The organism is Streptomyces sp. NPDC098781 (assembly GCF_044759995.1).
GTDB lineage: Bacteria > Actinomycetota > Actinomycetes > Streptomycetales > Streptomycetaceae > Streptomyces.
In genome coordinates, this window is record NZ_JBIWAK010000012.1 from 36257 (window position 1) to 60292 (window position 24036).

Sequence of the window (24036 nt, forward strand, 5' to 3'; positions counted from 1 at the left end):
CGGCGGCCGACTCAGCCGGCGCTGAGCACCGCCGGGCGGCGGGAGGCGATGACCTTCCGCGCCAGCGAACGCGGGCTGGTCAGAAAGCCGTAGCCCCAGGACATGTGCATGGTCGCGAGGGCGACGGGGATCTGCATCCGTGCCTTCGGCGGCAGGCCCTTGCCGGCCGGGACCGAGCCCGCGACGATCGCCGCGAGGTAGCCGCCGGGGACCACCAGGGCCCACGGGGTGACCAGGGCGCCCAGCACCAGGCCCGCCGCGATCGCGCACACCGCCGTCGGCGGGGCGAGGTAGCGCAGGTTGATCGAGCCGGCGTGGTAGCGGGCGACGACGTGCCGCCAGCGACCGTAGTCCTTGTACTGCTTGGCGAGGGCCTTCACCGAGGGCCTCGGGCGGTACGACACCTTCAGCTCGGGCGAGAACCAGATGAGCCCGCCGGCCTCGCGGATCCGGAAGTTGAGCTCCCAGTCCTGGGCCCGGATGAACTCCTCGTTGTAGCCGCCCTGTTGTTCCAGCGCCTCGCGCCGGAACACACCGAGGTACACGGTCTCGGCGGCCTGGGCCGCGCCGCCGGTGTGGAAGGCGGCGTTGCCGACCCCGATCTTCGAGGTCATCGCGGCGGCGACGGCGTGCTCCCAGTCCGTCTCGCCCTCGGCGTGCATGATCCCGCCGACGTTCTGCGCGCCGGTCTCCTCCAGGAGCCGTACGGCGGTGGCGATGTAGTTCGGGGAGAGCATGCCGTGGCCGTCGACGCGGACGACGATCGGGTGGCGGGAGGCCTTGATCGCGGCGTTGAGTGCGGCGGGGGTGCGGCCGGTCGGGTTCGGGACGGTGTGCACGCGGGGGTCGTCCCGTACGAGCTCGGCGGCGATCTCGTCCGTGCGGTCCGTGGACGGACCGAGGGCGATCACGACCTCCATCTCGCCGGCGTACTCCTGCGCGAGGATCGCTTGGACTGCTCCGCGCAGATGCCGCTCCTCATTGAGGACGGGCATGATGACGGACACGGCGGGGAGCTGCACGTCGGGATTGGCGTTCATAGGGGGCTCACGTTACCGCGAACGGGGGACACCGGTGCGCCCCGCCGGGGCCGGTGCTCCGGGCAGCAGATCGTATGGCCCTACGGTGCTCACGGATCCCACGTACGGCCCTCAGGGCACGCCCCAGCGGAGGTATCCCTTCATGCCCACGCCGCCCCGCCGCTCTTCCGACCCCGCGCAGCGCAGTCCGCAGCCGTCCCGCGGCGGGGCGCGGCCGGTCGCGCCCGTACGGCGGAGGAGACCGCGCTGGGCCATGCGGGCGGTGACGACGCTGTCCGTCGTGGTGCTCGCCTCAGCGGGGATCGGGCACGCGGTGGTGACCAGCCTGGACGCGAAGATCGAGCGCGTCGACCCGTTCAAGGACATGAAGAACCGGCCGGAGGCCGGCAACGGGATGAACGTGCTGCTCGTCGGCACGGACGGCCGCGACCGCATCAGCGACAAGGAGCGGCGCAAGTACAAGCTGGGCGGCGCGCCCTGCCACTGCACGGACACGATCATGATCGTGCACATCTCGGCGGACCGGGAGCGGGCGAGCGTGGTGAGCCTGCCGCGCGACTCCTACGCTCAGGTGCCCGCGGGCGACGGACGCAAGGCACACCCCATCAAGATCAACGCCGCCTACGCGGAGGGCGGTCCGAACCTCACCGTGCGCACGGTCGAGCACATGACCCACGTCAAGATCGACCACTATCTGGAGGTCGACTTCACCAGCTTCATGAAGACGGTGGATGTGCTGGGCGGGGTGCGGATCTGCACCGCCGAGCCGTTGAAGGACACGTACACCGGGCTGGACCTGCCCGCGGGGAACCACCGGCTGATGGGCGGCGAGGCGTTGCAGTTCGTCCGCGCGCGGCACGTCGACAGCGACTCCGACCTCGGTCGGGTGCAGCGGCAGCAGCGGTTCATGGCGGCGCTGATCGAGCGGGCGACGTCGTCCGGCATCCTGCTGAACCCGATGCGGTTCCGGGACGTGACCCGGGCGGTGCTGGGGTCGGTGCGGGCCGACAAGGGCTTCGGCACGGGTGAGTTGCTGGACCTGGGCCGGGCGATGCGGAACTTCTCGCCGTCGTCCTCCGAGTTCACGACGGTGCCGATCGGGCAGCTGAGCTACGACGTCAAGGGCCTCGGATCCACCGTGAAGTGGGACACGGAGCGGGCCGAGCGGCTCTTCCGGGCCCTGCGCGAGGACCAGCCGCTGGCCGGTCACCGGCCGAAGCGCCGGGCCGTCCCGGTGGAGGTCGCCCCGCAGCAGATCCACGTCCAGGTGGAGAACGGCACCAAGGAGACCGGCCTCGGCAAGCGCGTCGACACCGCGCTGGCGGGGATCGGGTTCCGTACGACGGGACGACCGGTCCCCGCACCGGACCACGACCTCAGGCGCACGGTCGTCGCGCACGACCCCGGCTGGGACCGCTCGGCGAAGTCCCTGGCGGCCGCGCTGCCCGGGAGCGAGCTGCGGGCGGTGAAGGGGCTGGGGCCGACGCTGAAGGTGATCGCGGGCGCCGACTTCAGGAAGGTCCGCAAGGTGCGGGCCGAGGACCCGCTCCAGGGGCACTCCACGGTGGTGCGGGGGGACGAGACCGGGTGCTCGTGACGGCTCGTGACGGGGATTCTGTGACGACGGGCGTTCTGTAACAGGGAGGAGGGCGGTGACCCGCCCTCGCGGTCAGTCCTCGAACCCCTCCGCCGCCCGCTGCTCGCGCAGTTCCTTGATCGCGCGGCGGCGGGCCAGCCGGTGGGTCCGGCGGATCTGGGCCTCCTGGTAGCGGCGCTTGTCCCGCTCGGTCTCCGGCAGCACCGGCGGCACCCGGCGCGGCTTGCCGTCGGCGTCGACCGCCGCGAACACCAGGTAGGCCGAGCCGACCTGGGTGGGCGGCGCCGACTCGTTCCAGCGCTCGGCCAGGACCCGTACGCCGACCTCCATCGAGGTCCGGCCGGTCCAGTTGACCTGGGCCTTCACATGCACGAGGTCACCGACGCGCACCGGCTCCAGAAAGGCCATCTCGTCCATGGACGCGGTGACGGCAGGCCCGCCGCTGTGCCGGCCGGCGACGGCGCCCGCGGCGTCGTCGACGAGCTTCATGATCACACCGCCGTGCACCGTCCCGAGGAGGTTCGTGTCGTTGTGGGTCATGATGTGGCTGAGCGTGGTGCGGGACGCGGATGTCACCTTGCCCGGTATGTCCGAGTTGTCCGACTCCGCTGCGGTGACCTGGTCTGTCATGGTGTCCACCTTATGCCGAGCCGGCGTTCGCGGACTTTGTGTTGGGTTCGCAACAGCACTGCCTCTATTTTCCGCCGAACCTTGTAAGACCCCTGGCCGGGGCCTGCACACTGGGGCGCATGAATGACTGGCCCCAGGCATGGTCCGACGACAACCGCGGCAACCGTTACGGACGCGGCAGCGCGAGCGCACAGCCCGAGGGCGCGCGCGTGATGCGGCAGGTCCGCCGCGGGCCGGCGTCGCCGCCCGGCCAGGGCTACGGCGGAGTGCCGCAGCAGCCGTCGTACGTGAACGGCCAGGGCCACGGCGGCTACGGCGACCCGTCCTACGACGACGGGTACGACAGCGGCTACAACACCGGCCAGGTCTACGGCGGCGGGGGCGGGGGCGACGGTACGGGGATGCGCGAGCCGCGTCCCGCGCCGAACTGGCGGCGCCGTTTCAAGGTGGGCTCGATCACGCTGGTGACGGTGCTGGTCGTGACGTCGGTCGCCACCTACTTCTGGGCCGACTCCAAGCTCAACCGCGATGTCGACCTGTCCAAGGTCATCGAGCGGCCGGAAGCGGGCGAGGGCACCAACTACCTGATCGTCGGATCCGACAGCCGCGCGGGCATGACCGACGAGCAGAAGAAGGACCTGCACACCGGGTCCGCCGAGGGCAAGCGCACGGACTCGATGATGATCCTGCACGTCGGCAGCAACGGCGACACCCTGATCTCGCTGCCGCGCGACTCGAACGTCACGATCCCGTCGTACAAGGGCTCCGACTCCGGCAAGCTCTACGAGGCCACCGGCCGCCAGACGAAGCTGAACGCGGCGTACGCGGAGGACGGGCCCGAACTGCTGGTCCGTACCGTCGAGGCCAACACCGACCTGCACATCGACCACTACGTCGAGATCGGCTTCGCCGGTTTCGCGAACATCGTGGACTCGGTCGGCGGCGTCGAGATCGACATCCCGAAGGGCGGCATCAAGGACTCCAAGTCCGGGGCCGACTTCGAGGAGGGCAAGCAGACCCTGAACGGCACGGAGGCGCTCGCCTTCGTCCGCACCCGGTACGCGCTGGCCGGCTCCGACCTGGACCGTACGAAGAACCAGCAGAAGTTCCTCTCCGCGCTCGCCAACCAGGTGGCGACGCCGGGCACGGTCCTCAACCCCTTCAAGCTGTACCCGACGATGGGTGCCGGCCTGGACTCCCTGACCGTCGACAAGGACATGAGCCTGTGGGACCTGGCGTCCATGTTCTGGGCGATGAAGGGCGTCAGCGGCGGTGAGGGCAAGTCCATGAACATGCCGCTGTCGGGCAACTCCTCCAACGGCAACCTCCAGTGGGACACCGCGAAGGTGAAGCAGCTGGTGGAGCAGCTGAAGAACGACGAGACGGTGACCGTCTCCGACAAGTGAGTTCACCCGTGACAGTCGTCGAGGGCACCCCTGGGGGTGCCCTCGACGGCTGTCCGGCGGTCGTCACATGGTGGCGCCGGCCATCGCGCGGCAGGTCACGGCACAGCGGCGACACGCCTCGGCACATCGCATCATCTGGGGATCGTCCGGCATGGACATACACGCCTCGGCGCACATCTCACACGCCTTGGCGCACATCGCGCACATCTCGGGCGACATGGGCGAGCGGCGCATCATCATGTCCGCGCACATCCGGGTCGTCTCGGCGCAGTCCATGAGCGCGCGCATGATCTGCATCTGAGCCTGGCCGCCCATCTGCATGCAGGAGCTCATGGTCTCCTCGCAGACGCTGTGGCAGGTCATGCAGGCGTCGACGCAGTCCTGCATCTCCTTGGTCATCGTGGGCATGGTTCCGGGCTGGGTCATGGCTCCTCCTGGGGGACGCGGGAGCCCGGGGCGGGCCCCGTGCCCTTCCGTCCTACGCCCGCCCGCCGCGCCGCGCCATCGGGCGGACGCGAACAATTCCGACCGGATGCCGCACAGGGCACGGACCTTGGCAATCCACCGCAGACGGTGACAGGAGACCGAACGGGTGAAGGGTGCCCGGGAGACCCGGACACCCTTCGACGTCAAATCCCCTGGGGCTACGGCAGGTTGCGCGCCATGACTATGCGCTGGACTTGGTTCGTGCCTTCATAAATCTGCGTGATCTTGGCGTCCCGCATCATGCGCTCGACCGGGTAGTCCCGGGTGTAGCCGTAGCCGCCGAGGAGTTGGACGGCGTCCGTGGTGACCTCCATGGCCACGTCCGAGGCGAAGCACTTGGCGGCGGCGCCCAGGTAGGTGAGGTCGGCGTCACCGCGCTCGGAGGCGGCGGCGGCCTGGTAGGTCAGGGCGCGGGCGGCCGAGATCTTCATGGCCATGTCGGCGAGCATGAACTGGATGCCCTGGAAGTCGGCGATCGGCTTGCCGAACTGCTTGCGCTCCTGGACATAGCCCTTGGCGTAGTCGAGGGCACCCTGGGCGATGCCGAGGGCCTGGGCGGCGATGGTGATACGGGTGTGGTCGAGGGTCTTCATCGCCGTGGCGAAGCCGGTGCCCTCCTCGCCGATCATGCGGTCCGCCGGGATGCGGACGTTGTCCAGGTAGACCTCGCGGGTCGGGGAGCCCTTGATGCCGAGCTTCTTCTCGGGGGCGCCGAAGGAGACGCCCTCGTCGGACTTCTCCACGACGAAGGCCGAGATGCCCTTCGAGCGCTTGGTGGGGTCGGTGACCGCCATCACCGTGTAGTACTCGGACTCACCGGCGTTGGTGATCCAGCGCTTCACGCCGTTCAGCACGTAGTGGTCGCCGTCGAGGACGGCCCTGGTCTTCATGCCGGCCGCGTCGGAGCCGGCGTCGGGCTCGGACAGGCAGTACGAGAACATGCCGTCGCCCTTGGCGAGCGGGGTCATGTACCGCTTCTTCAGGTCCTCGGAGCCGGAGAGGATCACCGGGAGCGAGCCCAGCTTGTTCACCGCGGGGATGAGGGAGGAGCTCGCGCAGACGCGGGACACCTCCTCGATGACGATCACCGTGGCGAGGGCGTCCGCGCCCGCGCCGCCGTACTCCTCGGGCACGTGCACGGCGTGCAGGTCGTTGGCCACCAGCGCGTCCAGCGCCTCGCGTGGGAAGCGGGCCTCCTCGTCCACGGCGGCGGCGTGCGGCGCGATCTTCGCCTCGGCCAGGGAGCGGATGGCGTCACGGAGCATGTCGTGCTCCTCGGACGGGCGGTACAGGTCGAAATCAGCCGATCCGGCCAAGGTCTCTCACGCTCCAAGGAAGCTGGGTGGCAAGTGCGCTGCCGACGCTAATTACCGTTAAGTAACTCAAATTTTAGGGGGCGGCCCACGGGAGGGATACGTGAGCTTGGCGACAGCGGGGAGGTTGCCCGTCAGACCCTCCGACTATGCTCGGGCCCGCACGCCCCCTCCCCCTTTCTGGAGTCCCCATGGCCCTCAAGATCACCGTGATCGGAACCGGCTATCTCGGCGCCACCCACGCCGCGGCCATGGCCGAGCTCGGGTTCGAGGTGCTGGGGCTCGATGTCGTGCCGGAGAAGATCGAGATGCTCGGCCGGGGCCAGGTCCCGATGTTCGAGCCGGGCCTGGAGGACCTGCTGCGCAAGCACGTCGCCGACATCGAGGGCTCGACCGGGCGGCTGCGCTTCACGATGGACTGGGCGGAGATCGCCGAGTTCGGCGATGTGCACTTCGTCTGTGTGAACACCCCGCAGAAGCACGGCGAGTACGCGTGCGACATGTCCTACGTCGACTCGGCCGTCGAGTCCCTCGCCAAGCACCTGCGCGGCCCGAACCTGGTCGTCGGCAAGTCGACCGTGCCGGTGGGCAGCGCCGACCGGCTCGCGGCCCGCATCCTGGAGCTCGCGCCGGGCGGCGGCGAGGTGGAGCTGGCCTGGAACCCGGAGTTCCTGCGCGAGGGCTTCGCCGTCGACGACACCCTGCACCCGGACCGGATCGTGGTCGGCGTGCGCAGCGAGCGGGCCGAGAAGCTGCTGCGCGAGGTGTACGCGACGCCCATCGCCGCCGGCTCCCCCTTCGTCGTCACCGACTTCCCCACCGCCGAGCTGGTGAAGACCTCCGCCAACTCCTTCCTCGCCACCAAGATCTCCTTCATCAACGCGATGGCGGAGGTCTGCGAGGCGGCCGGCGGCGATGTCGCCAAGCTCGCGGAGGCCATCGGGCACGACGACCGGATCGGCAAGAAGTTCCTGCGGGCCGGGATCGGCTTCGGCGGCGGCTGTCTGCCGAAGGACATCCGGGCCTTCATGGCCCGCGCCGGTGAGCTGGGCGCCGACCAGGCGCTGACCTTCCTGCGCGAGATCGACTCGATCAACATGCGCCAGCGCGGGCAGATGGTGGAGCTCGCCCGCCAGGCGCTGGGCGGCGGCCCGTTCCTGGGTAAGCGGGTCGCGGTGCTCGGCGCCACCTTCAAGCCCGACTCGGACGACGTACGGGACTCGCCCGCGCTGAACGTCGCCGGGCAGATCCACCTCCAGGGCGGCCAGGTCACGGTGTACGACCCCAAGGGCATGGCCAACGCCCGCCGCCTCTTCCCGACCCTGGGCTACGCGGACAGCGCGGTGGACGCGGTGCGCGGCGCCGATGTCGTGCTGCATCTGACGGAGTGGCGCGAGTTCCGCGAACTGGACCCGAAGTCGCTCGGCGAGGTCGCGGCGGCCCGGGTCATCCTGGACGGGCGCAACGCCCTCGACCCCGAGCTGTGGCGCAAGGCCGGGTGGAACTACCGGGCGATGGGGCGGCCGACGGCCTAGTGACTCACGGACGACGCCGTTTCGGCCGAGGCTCAGTCGGCCGAAACGGCGTCTTTCGCATTCTGCCGCACATCTCCGCATCCCGCCGAATGAATCTTCAACGACCCTTCGAAAAGGCTCACTTGGCGCGGTAGCGCCGCATCTTCGCGCGGGCCCCGCACACCTGCATCGAGCACCAGCGCCCGCGCCCGGCCGGACTGCGGTCGTAGTACGCCCAGTGACAGTGGGCCGCCTCGCAGGCCTTGAGCCGGGTCCAGGTGCCCTCGACCAGGGCCTGGGCGACGGCCGCCGCCACCCGGGAGAGCAGCGGGCCGCCGTCGGCGGGAACGAGGGTGGCCGAGCCGTCGGCGGCGTCGACGGCGACCACCATGGGGGCGGCGGCCAGCAGTGTGCCGAGCGGGGTCACCTCGCGGTGCGGCGGATGGCCCGCGTGGGCGAGCAGGGCCACGCGCAGGGACTCCCTCAACTCCCGCGCCCCGGAGACGTCCGCCTCGGCCAGCCCGAAGCGCGCCCGGCCCTCCGCGGTGTCCAGCGAGTCGGCGCCCGACTCGATGTCCAGGGTGTTGACCTGGGTGACCGAACCACCAGGAGGAGTCATGGCCATCGCCGGACTGGGTGCCGTCGTACTGGACTGTCCCGACCCCCGCGCACTCGCCGACTTCTACGCGCGCGTGCTCGGCGGCAGCGTGGAGGGCGACGGGGACTGGGTGGATCTGAAGGTGCCGGGTGGGCAGGGGCTGGCGTTCCAGGCCGCCCCCCGATTCGTACCGCCGCGGTGGCCCGCGCCCGACCACTCGCAGCAGTTCCATCTCGACCTGACCGTCGAGGACCTGGACGCGGCCGAGGAAGAGGTGCTGGCCCTCGGCGCGAAGCCGCTGGACACCGAGGACCGCTCGCGGACCTTCCGGGTTTACGCCGATCCTGCGGGGCACCCTTTCTGTCTCTGCGCCTGCTGAGTCCCAGAACCCACCGGGAGGACCCATGGCACCCGTGGCCCGCCTGCGCAACGTCGTCATCGACTGCCCCGACGCACGTGCCCTGGCCCGCTTCTACGCCGACGTCGGCGGCGGCACCCCGGACGAGGGTGACCCCGGATGGGTGGTGCTCCAACTGCCGGGCGGACCACGGCTGGCCTTCCAGCCGGCGCCCGGCTACACCCCGCCCGAGTGGCCGCGGGCCGACCTCAACTCCCAGCAGTTCCACCTGGACTTCGACGCCGGGTCCACCTGGGAGGAGGTCGAGGCCGCGCAGGAGCGGGTGCTGGCGCTGGGCGCACGGCTGCTGCACGCCGAGGACAAGGAGGACTTCCGGGTGTACGCCGATCCGGCGGGGCATCCGTTCTGCCTCTGCCGGATCGATCGCCCCTGAGGCAGCCTGCCCCGGACGGCTACTACCCGTCCAGCTCGGCGATCTTCATCGTCGACGGCGCCCGGCGCCGCTGCGCCTCGCGGGCCGTGAAGTCGGCCCCGCGCAGCACGCGCTGGACGTTGCCCCAGGTCAGCAGCGCGATATCGGCCTCGGGCCAGCCCCGGCGCAGCAGTTCGGCGGCGAGGTGCGGATAGCAGGAGGCGTCGGTGAGGTCCTGCGGGTGCGCGGCGCCGGCGTCATAGGTGCCGGACAGGCCGACGCACTGCGTGCCCGCGACCTCGCGTACGTGATCGAGATGGTCGGCGACGTCCCGGACGGACGGACCGGTCTGCTCGGCGGTGAGCGGCACCATGCACAGGCCCCCGGCGGCGCCCAGTTCGGCGAGCAGGTCGTCGGGGAGGTTGGCCGGGTGCGGGCGCAGGGCGCGGGCGGCGGAGCGGGCGCACACGACCGGCGCCTTGGAGACCGCCAACGCCCGGCGCACGGTGTCCTCGGAGGCGCCGGAGAGATCGGCCAGCACGCCGAGCCGGTTCATCTCGCGCAGCACCTCCTCGCCGAACCGGGTCAGTCCCGCCTCGCTCGCCCAGGACACGCCGGACAGCGTGAGGGCGCGCAGCCCGAGGCCGTGCAGTGAGCGCAGGATGCCGAGCGAGTCACCGAGCGCGGCGGCTCCGGCCGGTCCCGGCAGCACGGCGACGCGGCCGCTGTGGCGGACGTCGGTGATCGGCCCCGGGGCGTCGGCGAGACGCAGCCCCTCGGGGTGGGCCCGTACGACGGTCTTCACCAGGTCCAGTTGCTCCAGCGTGGCGCCGACGGCCCGGTCCCCGGCCAGCCCCTCGGGCAGGTGCAGCGCCCAGAACAGCGCGCCGACATGGCCCTCGCGCATCCGCGGCACATCGGTGTCGACGGCACTCTCGCCGAGTTCCAGGTCGAACCAGGGCAGCCGGCGCAGCGCCCAGGGCAGCCCGCTGTAGCCGTCGGCGACGGGGTGGGTGGCGAGGAGGGCGTGGGCACGGGCCAGGAGATCGGTGTCGGCGTCCTCCTCGGCGCCGGTGACACCTTCGTACGGCTTCCCGGGAAACGGGTCGGGCAGGTCACCGAGTTCGTCGACGGCGGTGCCGGGGTCCAGGTCGTCCCTGAGATCTGCCATGACGGCCTCCGTACGTGATCGGCGTCCTGGTCAAGCAGTACGGTTCACCGTCGCACGGCCCCGAGGGGCCGTCCTGGTGGGCGATCCGTTCGGGGGTACGGCGCCACCGGCGGCATGGAAGGGCGTGCGCGGGGGTAGACGCGCGCTTCAGCCCTCCTGTGCCGCCTCGATGACCTCGTCCAGGGTGTCCCGGGAGCGGACGAGGTCGGCGATCATGCGGTCGATACGGTCCCGCTCGGCGCTGAGGTCCTCCACCAGCCGGGGGGTGGCGATGGCGGAGGGGCCGCCGTCGGCGTCCCGCATGCAGGGGAGCAACTGGGCGATCCGGCTGCTGTGCAGCCCGGCGGCGAACAGCTCCTGGATCCGGATGACCCGGTCGACGGCCGCGTCCGGGTAGTCACGGTGACCGCCGGGCGTGCGGTCGGCGCGCAGCAGCCCCTGGGTCTCGTAGTAGCGCAGCGACCGCTCGCTCACCCCGGTGCGCCGGGCCAGTTCACCGATCCGCATGCCGTGCCCCCTGGGTCCGTCCGCGGTTGAATCTGACACTGATGTCAGCTTCTACGGTACGGCCATGACGTACCCGACAGACAAGAAGGCCACCGTCGGCCCGCTTCTCACCCCGGCCCGCCTGGGCCCCCTCCCTCTGCCGAACCACCTCGTCATGGCCCCGCTGACCAGGAACCGCGCGGATGCGGACGGCACCCCGACGCCGCTCATGGCCACGTACTACGCCCAGCGCGCGTCGGCCGGGCTGATCATCGCCGAGGCCTCCACACCGAACGCGACCGGGCAGACGTATCCGAACATCACCGCCATCCACTCGCCCTCGCACGTGGCCGGCTGGCGGCGGGTCACGGAGGCGGTGCGGGCGGCGGGCGGAGGGCCGATGTTCCTCCAGCTCCAGCACGGGGGCCGGGTGGGACATCCCGCGACCAGCGGTCTGACCCCCCTCTCGCCCTCGCCCCTGCCGCTACCGGAGACGATCTTCACGCCCGACGGTCATCGTCCGGCGGTCGTCCCCAGGGAGATGACCGTCGACGACATCCGCACCACCGTCGCCGACTTCGCGACCGCCGCGCGCAACGCCGTGGACGCCGGTTTCGAGGGCGTCGAGGTGCACTCCGCCAACGGCCATCTGCTGCACCAGTTCCTGGCGGGCAACACCAACCGCCGCACCGACGCCTACGGCGGCACGCCGGCCGGGCGGATCCGGTTCGTGCGGGAGGTGGTGGAGGCGGTGGCCGCCGCGATCGGGCCGGAGCGGGTCGGCGTACGGATCTCGCCGCGCAACACCGTCAACGGCATCGAGGAGACCGACACCGACGCCCTCTACCCCGAGCTGGTCGCGGCGCTGGGCGGGCTGGGGCTCGGGTATCTGCACCTCGTGTACGCCGACGCCGAGGACCCGCTGTTCGGACGGATCCGGGCCGTCTGGCCGGGCACCCTGATCGCCAACCCGAGGCTGCCCGAGCTGTCCGCCGAGGCGATCGTCGAGGAGTCGGCGCGGCTGATGGCGGCCGGCGCCGACCTGATCGCCCTCGGCCGCCCGTTCCTCGCCAACCCCGATCTGGTACGGCGGCTGGCTCTGGGGGCGCCGCTCAACGCGGTGCGGGACCGGTACCTGATGTACACGGGCGGGGCGACCGGCTACACCGACTACCCCGCCCTCGACGATCAGCCGTCCAGTGCCTCGATGGTCGCGTTGGACGGGCCCCGGGTCGCCTGAAGGTCACGGGCCACGTCCTCCGCCGCGCCCAGCACCCGTACCGCGTTCTGCCAGGTCAGCTTGGCCAGGTCGGGCTTCGACCAGCCGCGGTCCAGCAGTTCGGCGATCAGGTTGGGGTAACCGGAGACGTCGTTCAGGCCGTCGGGGGTGAACGCGGTGCCGTCGTAGTCGCCGCCGATGCCGAGGTGGTCGACGCCGGCGACCTCGCGCATGTGGTCCAGATGGTCGGCGACCGTGGACACCGTGGCGACCGGGCGCGGGGTGGTCTCCTCGAAGGCTCGGTGCACCTTCATCGCCTCGGCGGTGGTGTCGAGGTGGTGGAAGCCGTGGGCGCGCATGTTCTCGTCGGCCGCGACCGTCCAGTCGACCGCCGCCTGGAGCACGAACTTCGGCACGAAGGTCACCATCGCGATGCCGCCGTTGCCGGGCAGCCGCTCCAGGACGTCGTCCGGGATGTTGCGCGGGTGGTCGCAGACCGCGCGGGAGGACGAGTGGGAGAAGATCACCGGGGCGACGGTGGTGTCGAGCGCGTCGCGCATGGTCGTCGCCGCCACGTGCGAGAGGTCGACCAGCATGCCCTCGCGGTTCATCTCCCGTACCACCTCGCGGCCGAACGCCGACAGGCCGCCCACGCCGGGCTCGTCCGTGGCCGAGTCGGCCCACGCGATGTTGTCGTTGTGGGTGAGGGTCATGTAGCGGACGCCGAGCGCGTACAGCGCCCGCAGCGTGGCGAGGGAGTCGGCGATCGAGTGGCCGCCCTCCGCGCCCATGAGGGAGGCGATCCGGCCCTCCGCGCGGGCGGCCTCCATGTCCGCCGCCGTCAGCGCCGGGCGCAGGTCGCTCGGGTACCGCGCCTGCAACTGCCGTACGCAGTCGATCTGTTCGAGGGTCGCGCTGACCGCCTTGTCACCGGCGTAGTCGGACCGCACGTACACCGACCAGAACTGCGCGCCGACGCCGCCCTCGCGCAGGCGGGGGATGTCGGTGTGCAGATGGGCGTTCTGGTGGCCGGCGATGTCGCGGGCGTCGAGGTCGTAGCGGACCTGTTCGCGCAGCGCCCAGGGGAGGTCGTTGTGACCGTCGACGACGGGGAACTCGCGCAGGAGCTCCCGGGCTGCCTCCAGCGAGACGGGGGTCATCGGCTCACTTCCCCGCGCCGAAGCCGAAGCCGCCCGCGCCCTCTACCTTGGCGCGCAGCCGCTTGCCCTTCTCGGCGGCCTGGTCGTTGAGCTCCTGCTGGAACTCCCGCATCCGCTGGAGCAGGTCCTCGTCATGGGTGGCGAGGATCCGGGCCGCGAGCAGCCCCGCGTTGCGCGCGCCGGCGACCGAGACGGTGGCCACGGGCACGCCGGCCGGCATCTGCACGATGGAGAGCAGCGAGTCCATGCCGTCCAGGTACTTCAGCGGGACGGGCACACCGATCACCGGCAGCGGGGTCACCGAGGCGAGCATGCCGGGCAGGTGGGCGGCGCCACCGGCACCGGCGATGATCACCTTCAGCCCGCGCTCGGCCGCCTGCTCGCCGTAGGTGACCATCTCACGCGGCATGCGGTGGGCGGAGACGACGTCGACCTCGTAGCCGATCTCGAACTCGTCGAGGGCCTGGGCGGCGGCCTCCATGACGGGCCAGTCGGAGTCCGACCCCATGACGATGCCAACAACGGGGCTCATTCGGTGATGGTCCCTCTCAGGTAGCCGGCAGCGTGACGGGCGCGCTCCAGCACGTCGTCGAGGTCGTCGCCGTAGGTGTTGACGTGACCGACCTTACGGCCGGGCTTCACGTCCTTTCCGTACATGTGGATCTTGAGCTGGGGGTCCCGGGCCATGCAGTGCAGGTACGCGGAGTACATGTCGGGGTAGTCGCCGCCGAGGACGTTGACCATGACCGTCCAGCGGGCGCGCGGGCGCGGGTCGCCGAGGGGGAGGTCGAGGACGGCCCGGACGTGGTTGGCGAACTGGGACGTGATGGCGCCGTCCTGGGTCCAGTGCCCCGAGTTGTGCGGGCGCATCGCGAGCTCGTTGACGAGGATGCGGCCGTCGCGGGTCTGGAACAGCTCGACCGCGAGGTGGCCGACGACGTCCAGTTCCTTGGCGATGGTCAGGGCGAGTTCCTCGGCCTTGAGCGCGAGGGTCTCGTCGAGGTCGGGGGCCGGCGCGATGACGGTGTCGCAGACACCGGCCACCTGCTGGGACTCGACGACGGGGTAGGCGACGGCCTGGCCGTGCGGCGACCGTACGACGTTGGCGGCGAGCTCGCGGACGTAGTCGACCTTCTCCTCGGCAAGGACCGGGACGCCGGCGCGGAAGGGGTCCGCGGCCTCCTCGACCGAGTCGACGACCCAGACGCCCTTGCCGTCGTAGCCGCCGCGCACGGTCTTCAGGACGACCGGGAAGCCGTCGCCCTCGGCGGCGAACGCGGCGACGTCCTGCGGGTCGCTCACGATGCGGTGCCGGGGGCAGGGCACCCCGATCGCGTCGAGCCTCGCGCGCATCACGCCCTTGTCCTGGGCGTGCACCAGCGCGTCGGGGCCGGGGCGGACGGGGATGCCGTCCGCCTCCAGCGCCCGTAGGTGCTCGGTGGGTACATGTTCGTGATCGAAGGTGATCACATCGCACCCGCGGGCGAACTCGCGCAGCGTGTCGAGGTCGCGATAGTCGCCGATGACGACATCGCCTACGACCTGCGCCGCGGAATCCTGCGGGGTGTCACTGAGGAGCTTGAACCTGATGCCGAGCGGGATGCCTGCCTCGTGTGTCATACGAGCGAGCTGACCCCCGCCGACCATGCCGACTACCGGGAACGTCACGCACCTAGGGTATCGGCCACTCGGGGGCGAGCCTCTTACCGGACTTTTCCAGGTCTCTTTCCCGGCCTATGAGCTCTGGCACAGGCAATCGCCGAGGGGGGTGGTTAGCATGGCTGAGTTGACGAAACCGACCGACATATCGACCGACAGGAGCCTTCACAACCATGGGACGTGGTTCCTCGGGGCTTCATGTGGCGCCTCCGGCAGCTCGCAGTGCGGTACGGCAGCGGTTCGATCGGCTGGTGCGTGAGGTCGCCAAGTTCGGTGCGGTGGGCGGTGCGGGGCTGCTGGTCAACCTGCTCGTCTTCAACCTGGTGCGGCATGTCACCGACCTCCAGGTGGTGCGGGCGAGCGTCATAGCCACGGTCGTCGCGATCGTCTTCAACTACGTCGGGTTCCGCTACTTCACCTACCGGGACCGTGACAAGAGCCGCCGTACGAAGGAACTGGGCCTGTTCCTGCTGTTCAGCGTGGTCGGCCTGGTGATCGAGAACGGTGTGCTGTACGCGGCGACGTACGGGTTCGGCTGGGACACCCCGCTCCAGAGCAACGTCTTCAAGTTCCTCGGCATCGGGATAGCGACGCTGTTCCGGTTCTGGTCGTACCGCACGTGGGTGTTCCGGGCCCTGCCGGTGGAGGAGCCGACACCGTCCGCGGAATCGTTCCTGGAGCCTCGTCCGGGGCCGGAGGCGGAGAAGCCGCGGGTCTGGCAGCGGGTGAGCTGACGCAGAGGGACCCGCATCTGCGTATCCGCCCTGAACGGGCCGCCTACCTGACCGGCGCCCCCGGCCCCTGTGCCGGCTTCTTCGACGGGGGTGTGCGGGACAGGAACAGGCCGATGACCGGGGGTTTCGTCTGGAGCATCTCCAGACGGCCGCCGTCGGCCTCCGCCAGGTCCCGGGCCACCGCAAGGCCGATGCCCGTGGAGTTACGGCCGCTGATCGCGCGCTCGAAGATGCGGGCGCCGAGGTCGGCCGGGATGCCGGGGCCCTCGTCGGTGACCTCGATGACCGCCTGGTTGCCGGTGACGCGCGTGCGCAGCGCTACGGTGCCGCCGCCGTGCATGAGGGAGTTCTCGATCAGGGCCGCCAGGACCTGGGCCACCGCGCCCGGGGTCCCCACCGCCTGGAGGTGGCGCTTGCCTGAGCTGACGATCGCGCGGCCCGCGCTGCGGTAGGCCGGCCGCCACTCCGCGAGCTGCTGCTGGATGACCTCGTCGAGGTCGAAGGTGACGGCGGAGCCGGTCCGGGGGTCGCGGGAGTTGGTGAGCAGGCGTTCCACGACGTCCGTGAGGCGCTCCACCTGTGTCAGCGCGATGGTCGCCTCGTCCTTCACCGTGTCCGGATCGTCGGTGAGGGTGATCTCCTCCAGGCGCATGGAGAGCGCCGTGAGCGGGGTGCGCAGCTGGTGGGAGGCGTCCGCGGCCAGGCGCCGCTCCGCCGTCAGCATGCGGGCGATGCGCTCGGCGGAGGAGTCGAGGACGTCCGCCACGCGGTCCAGCTCCGGGACGCCGTACCGCTTGTGCCGGGGGCGCGGGTCGCCCGAGCCGAGACGTTCCGCCGTCTCGGCGAGGTCGGTGAGCGGAGAGGCGAGGCGGTTCGCCTGGCGCACCGCCAGCAGGACGGCCGCGATCACCGCCAGGAGCGCCACCGCCGCGATGATCAGCAGCGTACGGCCGACCTCCCGGGTCACCGACGAGCGCGGTTCCTGCACGGTGACCGTCTCGCCCTCCTCGCCGGTCTCGGTGGCGCTGATGACGTCACCGGACGGCTTGCGGCCGACCTCGATCACGGGATGCCGGGGGATGCGGATCTCGGCGTAGCGATCCCCCTGGATCTGGTCCCGCAGCACCGCCGCGTCCACGGTCTCCTCGCCGAGCAGCCGGCTGTCCACGATGCTGGCGAGGCGCACGGCCTCGGTGTCCACCCGCTCCTGGGCGGTGTTGGTGATGGTCCGCGTCTCGACGATCACCAGTGACACGCCGAACACGGCGATCACGACGAGAACCACGGCGAGGGTGGACTGGATCAGTCGGCGGCGCATGTCCTGTTACTCACCTGTACGGCCCTTGGGGCTCAGCTCTTCTCGAAGCGGAAGCCCACGCCCCGCACCGTCGCGATGTAGCGGGGGTTGGCCGCGTCGTCGCCCAGCTTCTTGCGCAGCCAGGAGATGTGCATGTCGAGCGTCTTGGTCGACGACCACCAGGTGGTGTCCCAGACCTCCCGCATCAGCTGATCCCGGGTCACCACCCGCCCGGCGTCGCGCACCAGCACGCGCAGCAGGTCGAACTCCTTCGCCGTCAGCTGGAGCTCCTCCTCCCCCATCCACGCCCGGTGCGACTCGACGTCGATCCGCACCCCGTGGGTGGCCGGCGGCTGCTGGGGCTCCGCCGCCCCGCGCCGCAGCAGGGCCCGGACCCGGGCGAGCAGCTCGGCGAGCCGGAAGGGCTTGGTGACGTAGTCGTCGGCGCCCGCGTCCAGGCCGACCACGGTGTCCACCTCGTCGGCACGCGCGGTCAGGATGAGGATCGGCACGGCGTGACCGTCGGCGCGCAGCCGGCGGGCCACCTCCAGCCCGTCCATGCCGGGCAGGCCGAGGTCCAGCACGACCAGGTCGATGCCGCCCTGCAACCCGGCGTCGAGCGCGGTGGGGCCGTCCTCACGGACCTCGACCTCGTACCCTTCCCGGCGCAGTGCGCGGGCCAGCGGCTCCGAAATGGACGCGTCGTCCTCGGCGAGCAGTACTCGGGTCATGAGCTGATGGTAGTCCGCCCATGACAAGAGCTGGAGGGTGATCGGACGCCCGGATTCTTACCGGTTTCCAGTCCGCCTCTTACCTTCCCGCTCTGTGGTACAGACCACTGCCCTTGGGGTGCGATCCTGGGAAGGACCTTGGAAAGGGTGTCCGCGGTTCCCTCGACACCTGTGATCCCTGTCTCAAGTCCTTCCATTTCAGGCGGTGTCCTGACGTATGGTGACACCACGCCTGTAGCACTGCGGGGACCTTCGGCGCACTTGACGCCGAGGGTCTCTTTTGTGTCGGGACCGGCTTTCCGGTCCCGGAAGGAATGACCTGTGGCCGGGCCCCCGATGGCGGGGGCGTGGATCCCGACGGTCGCCGTCTTCCCCTCCGTGAACCGGAGCGGACTGCCCCTGGGCGTGGGGCGGACGGCCCTGTCCGCCGGTGCCGGCCGCCCCCCACCGGGCGCGTGACCGTTCAACGTCGTCGTGCGTCCCGACCAGCAAGGAACGACCATGGCGTCCAGCCTGACGAAGGACTCGGCCCGTCCGGGCACCCCCGGTTCCGAGAAGACCTTCTTCGGCCACCCCCGCGGACTGGCCACTCTCTTCATGACCGAGATGTGGGAGCGTTTCTCCTACTACGGCATGCGGGCTCTGCTCCCGCTGTACCTCATCGCTCCGGGCGGGCTGCATCTCAATGCGGGGACGGCTACCGCGATCTACGCGGTGTACGTGTCGCTGGTGTACCTGCTCGCCATGCCCGGCGGCTGGTTCGGCGACCGCGTCTGGGGTCCGCGCAAGACCGTCGCCATCGCCGGCGGCATCATCATGCTCGGCCACCTCACCCTGGCCCTGCCCACCTCCGGCACCTTCTACGCCGGTCTGGGCCTGGTCGCCATCGGTTCGGGTCTGCTGAAGGCCAACATCTCGACGATGGTCGGCCACCTCTACGACGGACCGGACGACCCGCGCCGCGACGGTGGCTTCACCGTCTTCTACATGGGCATCAACCTCGGTGCCTTCGCGGCCCCGCTGGTCATCGGAACCGTCGGCGAGAGCGTCAACTGGCACCTGGGCTTCGCGCTCGCCGCGCTCGGCATGGCACTGGGCCTCGTCCAGTTCCTGATCGGCTCCCGCCACCTGGCGGACCGCTCCAGCGTGGTCCCGACGCCGCTGTCCACCGAGGAGAAGACCTCGACGCTGCGCAAGGCGGCGATCTGGGCCGGTATCGCGGTCGTCTTCTACGCGATCGTCGGCATCTCCGGCTCCTACACCCTGAACTGGGTCCTCATCCCGCTGACCCTGCTCGGCGTGATCATCCCGACCCTGGTTCTGGTCCGCATCAAGCGCGACAAGGACCTGGACCGCTCCGAGCAGTCGAAGATGTCCGCGTACATCTGGTTCTTCGTGGCCGCGGCCGTGTTCTGGATGATCTACGACCAGGGCGGCTCGACCCTGTCGCTCTTCGCCGACGGTTCGGCCGAGAACAGCGTCTTCGGCTGGGGCTTCCCGGTCTCCTGGTACCAGTCGGTCAACCCGGTCCTGATCATGGCGCTGGCCCCGGTCTTCGCCTGGTTCTGGCTGGCGCTGAACCGGCGGGGCAAGGAGCCCAGCACGATCGTGAAGTTCGGTTCGGGTCTGGTCCTGGTCGGCGCGTCCTTCTTCCTCTTCCTGGCCCCGCTGTCGATCGCCGAGGGCGGTCACAAGGCGGCCGCGATGTGGCTGGTGGCGATCTACTTCGTCCAGACCGTCGGTGAGCTGCTGCTCTCCCCGGTGGGTCTGTCGGTCACGACGAAGATGGCGCCCGCGAAGTACGCCTCGCAGATGATGGGCGTCTGGTTCCTGGCCGTGACCGCGGGCGACTCCGTCACCGCGCTCCTGTCGAACCCGGCCGTCGGCGGAGTCAACCTCGACAAGAGGGGCTTCGTCGCCATCGAAGCCGCGCTCGCCGTCCTCGCCGGTATCGCCGTCTGGATGTACCGCAAGAAGGTCAAGGCACTCATGGGCGACGTGCGCTGACGCCGCGCCGCTCGAGCCGAAGGGGCCGTCACACCTACGTGGGTGTGACGGCCCCTTCGGTTTCCCACTGGACGCGGTTCCCCGCGGCCCCGAGAAACCCGGGTCGGTCAGCGCACCCCACGCCGCGGCATGAACGTGAACACCGCACCCCCCAGCAACAGCGCCGTCCCCGCCACCAGCCCCAGCGCCTTCAGGGAGCCGCTGTCCTCCGATCCCGTCGCCGCCAGGCCGCCGTCGGTCGACGAGCCGCCCGCCGAACCTCCCGCTGAGCCGCCCGTCGAGCCGCCGCCGGACGCGCCGCCCGGCTGTTCGCTGGTGTCGAGGGTCAGGGAGACCTCGGACTTCGCCGGTGTGCACGTCGTCGTCGTGCCCAGGGCCTCGATGGTCAGGACACCCGGGGAGAGGGTCGACTCACCGCTCGCGCCCGGCTTGTAGGTGCCCGTGAGGTCGGGGATCTCTATCGGGTCGCCGGACTTGATGGGCTCCGAGTTGGTCGGGCCCTCGACATGCACCGTGCCCTTGTCGGCGCCGCCCAGGGCGACCTCCATCGACGGCTTCACCGAGTCCTCGGGGATGTCGGCGGGGCTGTCCATCACCGACTTCTTGAACTGGACCGTGAGGTCGAAGCTCCCGCCGTTCTTCCTGGCGTCGATCTGGACCGGCGAGGTCGCCTCCTTGTCGCCGATCGGCGTCTTGCACTGGTACGGGACCTGGACCTCCTTGCCCGTGAAGTCGGTCTGGCCGCCCCCGCCCCCGATACTCGTGCCGCCGTCGTTCCCGCCCGTCTCGCTCTCACTCGGCGTCGGGCCGGAGGTTCCCGTGGGCGGACCGGTCGGCACACTCGTCGGCAGCGTCGGGACCACCGTCGGCAGCCCGCCCGTCGTGCCGCCCGAACTCCCGCCCCCGTCCGTCACCTTGATGGTCGCCGCCGGCTTCACCGTCTCCTTCGGCGCGCACTTGGTGTCCGTGGAGATGGGCTTGTTGACGTTGATGTTGTACGCGTCAGGCACCAGCGTCACCTCGCCGGGTGCCGTCAGCTTCAGCTTGCCCTTCATGTCGGACAGCTTCATGTCGGAGTTCTTGGGGATCGGCGGATTCTCCCGGGGCCCCTGCATGGCGATGTCCGCCGTCTGCGCGCCGGCCGCCTTCAGGGTTCCGGACGGCTGGACCGTGTTCGCGGCCAGGTCGAGGACGTCCGGGTTCTTGGACGCCGCCTGCGCGAACTTCCAGACGATCTCCACCTCGTCACCGACCTTCGCCTCGGCGGGCGCGGTGATCTCCACCTTCGTGGTGCCCTGCACCGGCGGCAGCCCGGAGATGGCGGGCGGAATGCACTCGGTCGCGTACGACACCTCGGCCGCCTGCGCGGTCCCGGCGGACACGCCGAGCAAGACGCCCGCGCCGCCGAGCATCAGGGCGGTGCCCGCCGCGGTCGCTCTGAGGGGGCGTACCGGTATGACTCTCCTTCGCTTGCTCACGGAGGTCCCTTCCTCGTGGGGGTCGTAGGACTCGTCGTGCTGTCGTCGTGCGGTGCGGAGAGCCGACCGGCCGTGCCCGGGTCACTGTCCGGTGCGAACCACGGCAGGGTCGAGGAGGGCGAGGCGGCGTGCCTCGCCTCTTCCCGGGGCCTGAGCCCCGGAAGACGAAGGGCGGCTTCGGGCAGCCGCAGACCTCGGCGGCGGCTCGTGTGCCGCGGCCGTATCCGGTCCACCACCGCCATCCCGACGCGGAACACCGCCGCCGGTACGACCAGGCAGACCAGGATCCAGAACAGCGTCACGCCCCAGGGCCGGCCCACGCCCCAGGGCTGTTCGGCGAGCACCTTGCCGCCGTACTTCAGGGAGACGGTGTAGTCGCCGTGCGCCCCGGCGGCGAGTTCCACCGGCAGTTCGATCCGCGCCTTCTTCCCCGGCTGGATCGTGCCGCGCCACCGCCGCTCCTCCCACTGCGGCGCGAACACGCCGTGCGAGGTGCCGACCTGGAAGACGGGATCGCGTACGGCGGAGGTGCCGACGTTGCCCACGGTGAACACGAGCGTGCGGGCCGGCGGAGCGCCGAACCAGGTGAGCAGGCCGCCGGAGCCGTCGAGGCGGGTGTCGGTGAGGACCGACAGGCGTCCGCCCGCCGGCTCCGCGGGCAGCGGCTCGACCGCGTGCCCGGCGACCTGGAAGATCACGTCGGCCTCCGCCTTCGCCCCGGTCACGGTCGCCACATGCACCACGCACGGACACGGCACGGGAGGCTCGGCCACCGGCAGCTTCCGGCTGAACCGGCCCTCGGCGTCCGTCGTCACGGCCCTGCCGTCGGCGTTGGCACAGGAGTTGGTGCCTCCCCTCACCCCGGTCGACGGCACGGACTGGCCGCAGATCAGCAGCATCAGCAGCGCGCGCGGCCGCCAGCCGCTGCCGGTCACGGTGATCGAACCGCCCGTGCCCGCCTGCGACTTGGACAGTTTCACGACGGGCGGTCCGTCCGCCGCCGAGGCGTTCCCGGAGACCACCGGCGACAACAGCGCCAGCACGGCCAGCAACGCCGCGATCCGCACCCTGGCCCTCACGTCCCGGCTCCCGTCAACTCGGCCTGCCGGGCTGGCCGTTCGGCCTCCACCGGCTCGTCACCGTTCGGCTTACGGCGCCTTCGGTGCCGTACGACCAACAGGGCGCCTGCGGCCACCAGCGCCGCCCCAAAACCCACTCCCTCACCCCACGGCACGAACCGCGCCGACACCTCCGCCGTGTCGCTCGCCCCGCCCGCCGCCGTCACCGTCAGCCGCACCTCGACCGCGTCGAGGGCGGGCCGGTCGGGCCAGGGCTCGGTGAGCTCGGTACGGCTGCCCGGGGGCAGCTCGACGGGAAGGGCGCGCGGGGCGCGGTCGAGGAGGCGGCCGAGGACACCGTCGACGCGCACCGCGAGTGTCGGGGAGAGCGGGGTCGTACCGCGGTTGACCAGCTCGTACGCGAGGGAGTCGGCACGCACCTCGACGTGCTCGACGGTCAGCGCGGACAGTTCGGTGCCGGTGACCCGCAGGCGGAGCGGGACGGTCCGCGCGCGGCCGTCGGTGTCGCGGGCGACGATCCCGGCGGACCGGTCCCCCGGGGCCGTGCCCGCCGGGACGGTCACCGTGAACGGGACCTCGGCACGGGTGCGGGCAGGGATCCGTACCGCGCTCTCGGCGAAGGCGATCGGGACGCCGGTGCCGTCCAGGCGTACGGTGACCGGCTCGTCGCCGGGGTTCGTCACGGACACCGTGTCCCGCTGGACCGTCCCGGGCTCGCCCTCGGTGTAGAAGGACGGCCGGCCGCCCCCGGAGGGCGCGACGGACCAGCCCTCGGCGGCGGTCGCGGTGGGGACGGACACCGACAGCAACAGCAGGGACAGGCACAGGAGACGGGCGGCTGACGACATCGGCGGCTCCAGCGGATCGGTACGTATCGGTCAGCGGCGTACCGTCTGCCCCCTGCGGGTCAGCCACAGCGCGCCCGCCGCGCCCGCGAGCAGGACCGTGCCGCCGAGGGTGCCGAGGGCGATGGCCGAGTCCTCGGGGCCGGTCTGCGGGAGCTCGGAGCCGGAGCCCGAACCGGAGCCGCTCTGGCCACCGGTGCCACCTCCCCCGCCGCCTCCCGCCGCCTTCACGTCGAGGGTGAGCGACGGTCCGGGGCTGTTGCTGGGTGTGCAGGTGGTGGTCGTACCGAGGGCCTTGATGGTGAGGACGCCCGCGGTGAAGGTGACCTTGCCGGTCTTCTTCGGGGTGTAGGTGCCCGTCAAGTCGTTGATCTTGATGGGGGTGTTGGCGGGGATCGCCTCCTGGTTGGCCGGGCCGGTCACGCTCAGCGTGCCGCTGTCGGCGCCGCCCAGCTTGATGGTGGCGCTCGGGTTCATCGCGCCCTTGCCCAGTTCGACCGGGCTGGAGGAGACGCCCTTCTGCCAGGACATGGTGATCTTGTAGCCGCCGCCGCTCTCGTCGCCCTTGATGTCGATGGGCGAGACGGCGCTCTTGTCGCCGATCGGCGTCTTGCAGGCGTAGTTGACGTCGACGACTTCGGCCCGGGCCGCGGGGGCGGCCACCAGTACCGCCGATCCGGCCAGGGCCGCGACGGTCGCGAGAGCTGCGTTTCGCTTCTGCTTCGACACGGTCCCCTCATTCCTGACGGCACATCAGATCGGCCGTCAAGGTACGCCCGGGGCGTTGAGGAAGGAAGACACGGCGCACGCCGGAGT

The 24036-nt window shown here is 70.9% G+C and carries 25 protein-coding genes; 9 read left to right on the plus strand and 16 right to left on the minus strand.

Features of this window, described 5'->3' with window-relative positions; genetic code table 11:
- Positions 1–11: 11 nt before the first annotated feature.
- Positions 12–1040, minus strand: a complete 1029-nt coding sequence (locus ACIQWG_RS36910; protein ID WP_404104223.1) for a glycosyltransferase family 2 protein — start codon at positions 1038–1040, stop codon at positions 12–14.
- 142 nt (positions 1041–1182) lie between these two features.
- Here ACIQWG_RS36910 and ACIQWG_RS36915 point away from each other — a divergent pair, with 142 nt between their 5' ends.
- Positions 1183–2637 carry an LCP family protein gene (locus tag ACIQWG_RS36915; RefSeq protein WP_404104226.1) on the plus strand — a complete coding sequence of 485 codons (1455 nt, stop codon included), beginning with the start codon at positions 1183–1185 and terminating at the stop codon, positions 2635–2637.
- Between the two features lie 72 nt (positions 2638–2709).
- Here ACIQWG_RS36915 and ACIQWG_RS36920 read toward each other — a convergent pair whose 3' ends face one another.
- Positions 2710–3267, minus strand: a complete 558-nt coding sequence (locus ACIQWG_RS36920; protein ID WP_404104228.1) for an acyl-CoA thioesterase — start codon at positions 3265–3267, stop codon at positions 2710–2712.
- Positions 3268–3386: 119 nt separating this feature from the next.
- Between ACIQWG_RS36920 and ACIQWG_RS36925 the strand changes: the two genes are divergently transcribed.
- The gene (locus tag ACIQWG_RS36925) at positions 3387–4673 is read left to right on the plus strand and encodes an LCP family protein (RefSeq protein ID WP_404104230.1); all 1287 of its coding nucleotides are present in this window, start codon (positions 3387–3389) and stop codon (positions 4671–4673) included.
- 63 nt (positions 4674–4736) lie between these two features.
- On the opposite strand, the gene ACIQWG_RS36930 is transcribed toward ACIQWG_RS36925, so the two are convergent.
- Both ACIQWG_RS36930 and ACIQWG_RS36935 read right to left on the minus strand, forming a co-directional pair.
- Positions 4737–5099 carry a four-helix bundle copper-binding protein gene (locus tag ACIQWG_RS36930; RefSeq protein WP_404104232.1) on the minus strand — a complete coding sequence of 121 codons (363 nt, stop codon included), beginning with the start codon at positions 5097–5099 and terminating at the stop codon, positions 4737–4739.
- A 218-nt stretch (positions 5100–5317) separates the two neighbouring features.
- Positions 5318–6475 carry an acyl-CoA dehydrogenase gene (locus tag ACIQWG_RS36935; protein ID WP_404104235.1) on the minus strand — a complete coding sequence of 386 codons (1158 nt, stop codon included), beginning with the start codon at positions 6473–6475 and terminating at the stop codon, positions 5318–5320.
- A gap of 188 nt (positions 6476–6663) precedes the next feature.
- Between ACIQWG_RS36935 and ACIQWG_RS36940 the strand changes: the two genes are divergently transcribed.
- A complete protein-coding gene (locus ACIQWG_RS36940; protein WP_404104238.1) occupies positions 6664–8007 on the plus strand; it encodes a UDP-glucose dehydrogenase family protein in 1344 nt (447 codons plus the stop codon).
- Between the two features lie 118 nt (positions 8008–8125).
- Here the strand turns inward: ACIQWG_RS36940 and ACIQWG_RS36945 are convergent, their stop codons facing one another.
- The gene (locus tag ACIQWG_RS36945; protein ID WP_404104240.1) at positions 8126–8611 is read right to left on the minus strand and encodes a CGNR zinc finger domain-containing protein; all 486 of its coding nucleotides are present in this window, start codon (positions 8609–8611) and stop codon (positions 8126–8128) included.
- Here ACIQWG_RS36945 and ACIQWG_RS36950 point away from each other — a divergent pair.
- Entirely contained in the window at positions 8604–8963 is a 360-nt protein-coding gene (locus ACIQWG_RS36950; RefSeq protein ID WP_404104243.1) for a VOC family protein, read from the plus strand. The genes ACIQWG_RS36945 and ACIQWG_RS36950 overlap by 8 nt on opposite strands.
- Positions 8964–8988: 25 nt before the next feature.
- The gene (locus ACIQWG_RS36955) at positions 8989–9375 is read left to right on the plus strand and encodes a VOC family protein (RefSeq protein WP_404104246.1); all 387 of its coding nucleotides are present in this window, start codon (positions 8989–8991) and stop codon (positions 9373–9375) included.
- A gap of 22 nt (positions 9376–9397) precedes the next feature.
- On the opposite strand, the gene ACIQWG_RS36960 is transcribed toward ACIQWG_RS36955, so the two are convergent.
- Both ACIQWG_RS36960 and ACIQWG_RS36965 read right to left on the minus strand, forming a co-directional pair.
- Positions 9398–10525 carry a dipeptidase gene (locus tag ACIQWG_RS36960; RefSeq protein ID WP_404104249.1) on the minus strand — a complete coding sequence of 376 codons (1128 nt, stop codon included), beginning with the start codon at positions 10523–10525 and terminating at the stop codon, positions 9398–9400.
- A 147-nt stretch (positions 10526–10672) separates the two neighbouring features.
- Complete coding sequence (locus ACIQWG_RS36965) at positions 10673–11032, minus strand: MerR family transcriptional regulator (protein ID WP_404104252.1); 360 nt, start codon at positions 11030–11032, stop codon at positions 10673–10675.
- Positions 11033–11096: 64 nt separating this feature from the next.
- Here ACIQWG_RS36965 and ACIQWG_RS36970 point away from each other — a divergent pair, with 64 nt between their 5' ends.
- Positions 11097–12251 (plus strand): alkene reductase, encoded by a 1155-nt coding sequence (locus ACIQWG_RS36970; protein WP_404104255.1) that lies wholly within the window; start codon positions 11097–11099, stop codon positions 12249–12251.
- Here ACIQWG_RS36970 and ACIQWG_RS36975 read toward each other — a convergent pair.
- The 3 genes from ACIQWG_RS36975 to ACIQWG_RS36985 are packed head-to-tail and all read right to left on the minus strand — an operon-like array spanning position 12200 to position 15058.
- Positions 12200–13390 (minus strand): dipeptidase, encoded by a 1191-nt coding sequence (locus tag ACIQWG_RS36975; RefSeq protein ID WP_404104258.1) that lies wholly within the window; start codon positions 13388–13390, stop codon positions 12200–12202. The genes ACIQWG_RS36970 and ACIQWG_RS36975 overlap by 52 nt on opposite strands.
- Before the next feature lie 4 nt (positions 13391–13394).
- Complete coding sequence (purE, locus tag ACIQWG_RS36980; RefSeq protein WP_404104261.1) at positions 13395–13922, minus strand: 5-(carboxyamino)imidazole ribonucleotide mutase; 528 nt, start codon at positions 13920–13922, stop codon at positions 13395–13397.
- A complete protein-coding gene (locus tag ACIQWG_RS36985) occupies positions 13919–15058 on the minus strand; it encodes a 5-(carboxyamino)imidazole ribonucleotide synthase (RefSeq protein ID WP_404104264.1) in 1140 nt (379 codons plus the stop codon). The genes purE and ACIQWG_RS36985 overlap by 4 nt, the downstream gene beginning before the upstream one ends.
- A gap of 164 nt (positions 15059–15222) precedes the next feature.
- Here ACIQWG_RS36985 and ACIQWG_RS36990 point away from each other — a divergent pair, with 164 nt between their 5' ends.
- Entirely contained in the window at positions 15223–15783 is a 561-nt protein-coding gene (locus tag ACIQWG_RS36990) for a GtrA family protein (RefSeq protein WP_404104267.1), read from the plus strand.
- 43 nt (positions 15784–15826) lie between these two features.
- On the opposite strand, the gene ACIQWG_RS36995 is transcribed toward ACIQWG_RS36990, so the two are convergent.
- Together ACIQWG_RS36995 and ACIQWG_RS37000 are read right to left on the minus strand one after the other, a co-directional pair.
- Positions 15827–17101 (minus strand): ATP-binding protein, encoded by a 1275-nt coding sequence (locus tag ACIQWG_RS36995; protein WP_404104270.1) that lies wholly within the window; start codon positions 17099–17101, stop codon positions 15827–15829.
- Between the two features lie 32 nt (positions 17102–17133).
- Positions 17134–17811 carry a response regulator transcription factor gene (locus ACIQWG_RS37000; RefSeq protein WP_007502439.1) on the minus strand — a complete coding sequence of 226 codons (678 nt, stop codon included), beginning with the start codon at positions 17809–17811 and terminating at the stop codon, positions 17134–17136.
- A 321-nt stretch (positions 17812–18132) separates the two neighbouring features.
- Between ACIQWG_RS37000 and ACIQWG_RS37005 the strand changes: the two genes are divergently transcribed.
- Both ACIQWG_RS37005 and ACIQWG_RS37010 read left to right on the plus strand, forming a co-directional pair.
- Entirely contained in the window at positions 18133–18270 is a 138-nt protein-coding gene (locus ACIQWG_RS37005) for a hypothetical protein (RefSeq protein ID WP_404104274.1), read from the plus strand.
- 42 nt (positions 18271–18312) lie between these two features.
- Positions 18313–19818, plus strand: coding sequence for an oligopeptide:H+ symporter (locus ACIQWG_RS37010; RefSeq protein WP_404104277.1), 1506 nt, complete (start codon positions 18313–18315; stop codon positions 19816–19818).
- Between the two features lie 107 nt (positions 19819–19925).
- Here ACIQWG_RS37010 and ACIQWG_RS37015 read toward each other — a convergent pair whose 3' ends face one another.
- The 4 genes from ACIQWG_RS37015 to ACIQWG_RS37030 are packed head-to-tail and all read right to left on the minus strand — an operon-like array spanning position 19926 to position 23949.
- Positions 19926–21296 (minus strand): hypothetical protein, encoded by a 1371-nt coding sequence (locus ACIQWG_RS37015; RefSeq protein ID WP_404104280.1) that lies wholly within the window; start codon positions 21294–21296, stop codon positions 19926–19928.
- Entirely contained in the window at positions 21293–22375 is a 1083-nt protein-coding gene (locus ACIQWG_RS37020; protein WP_404104283.1) for a hypothetical protein, read from the minus strand. Before ACIQWG_RS37020 ends, ACIQWG_RS37015 begins: the two co-directional genes overlap by 4 nt.
- Positions 22372–23223 (minus strand): hypothetical protein, encoded by an 852-nt coding sequence (locus ACIQWG_RS37025; RefSeq protein WP_404104285.1) that lies wholly within the window; start codon positions 23221–23223, stop codon positions 22372–22374. The genes ACIQWG_RS37020 and ACIQWG_RS37025 overlap by 4 nt, the downstream gene beginning before the upstream one ends.
- 30 nt (positions 23224–23253) lie before the next feature.
- On the minus strand, positions 23254–23949 hold the full coding sequence (locus tag ACIQWG_RS37030) for an LPXTG cell wall anchor domain-containing protein (protein WP_404104288.1): 696 nt from the start codon (positions 23947–23949) through the stop codon (positions 23254–23256).
- Positions 23950–24036 lie beyond the last annotated feature (87 nt).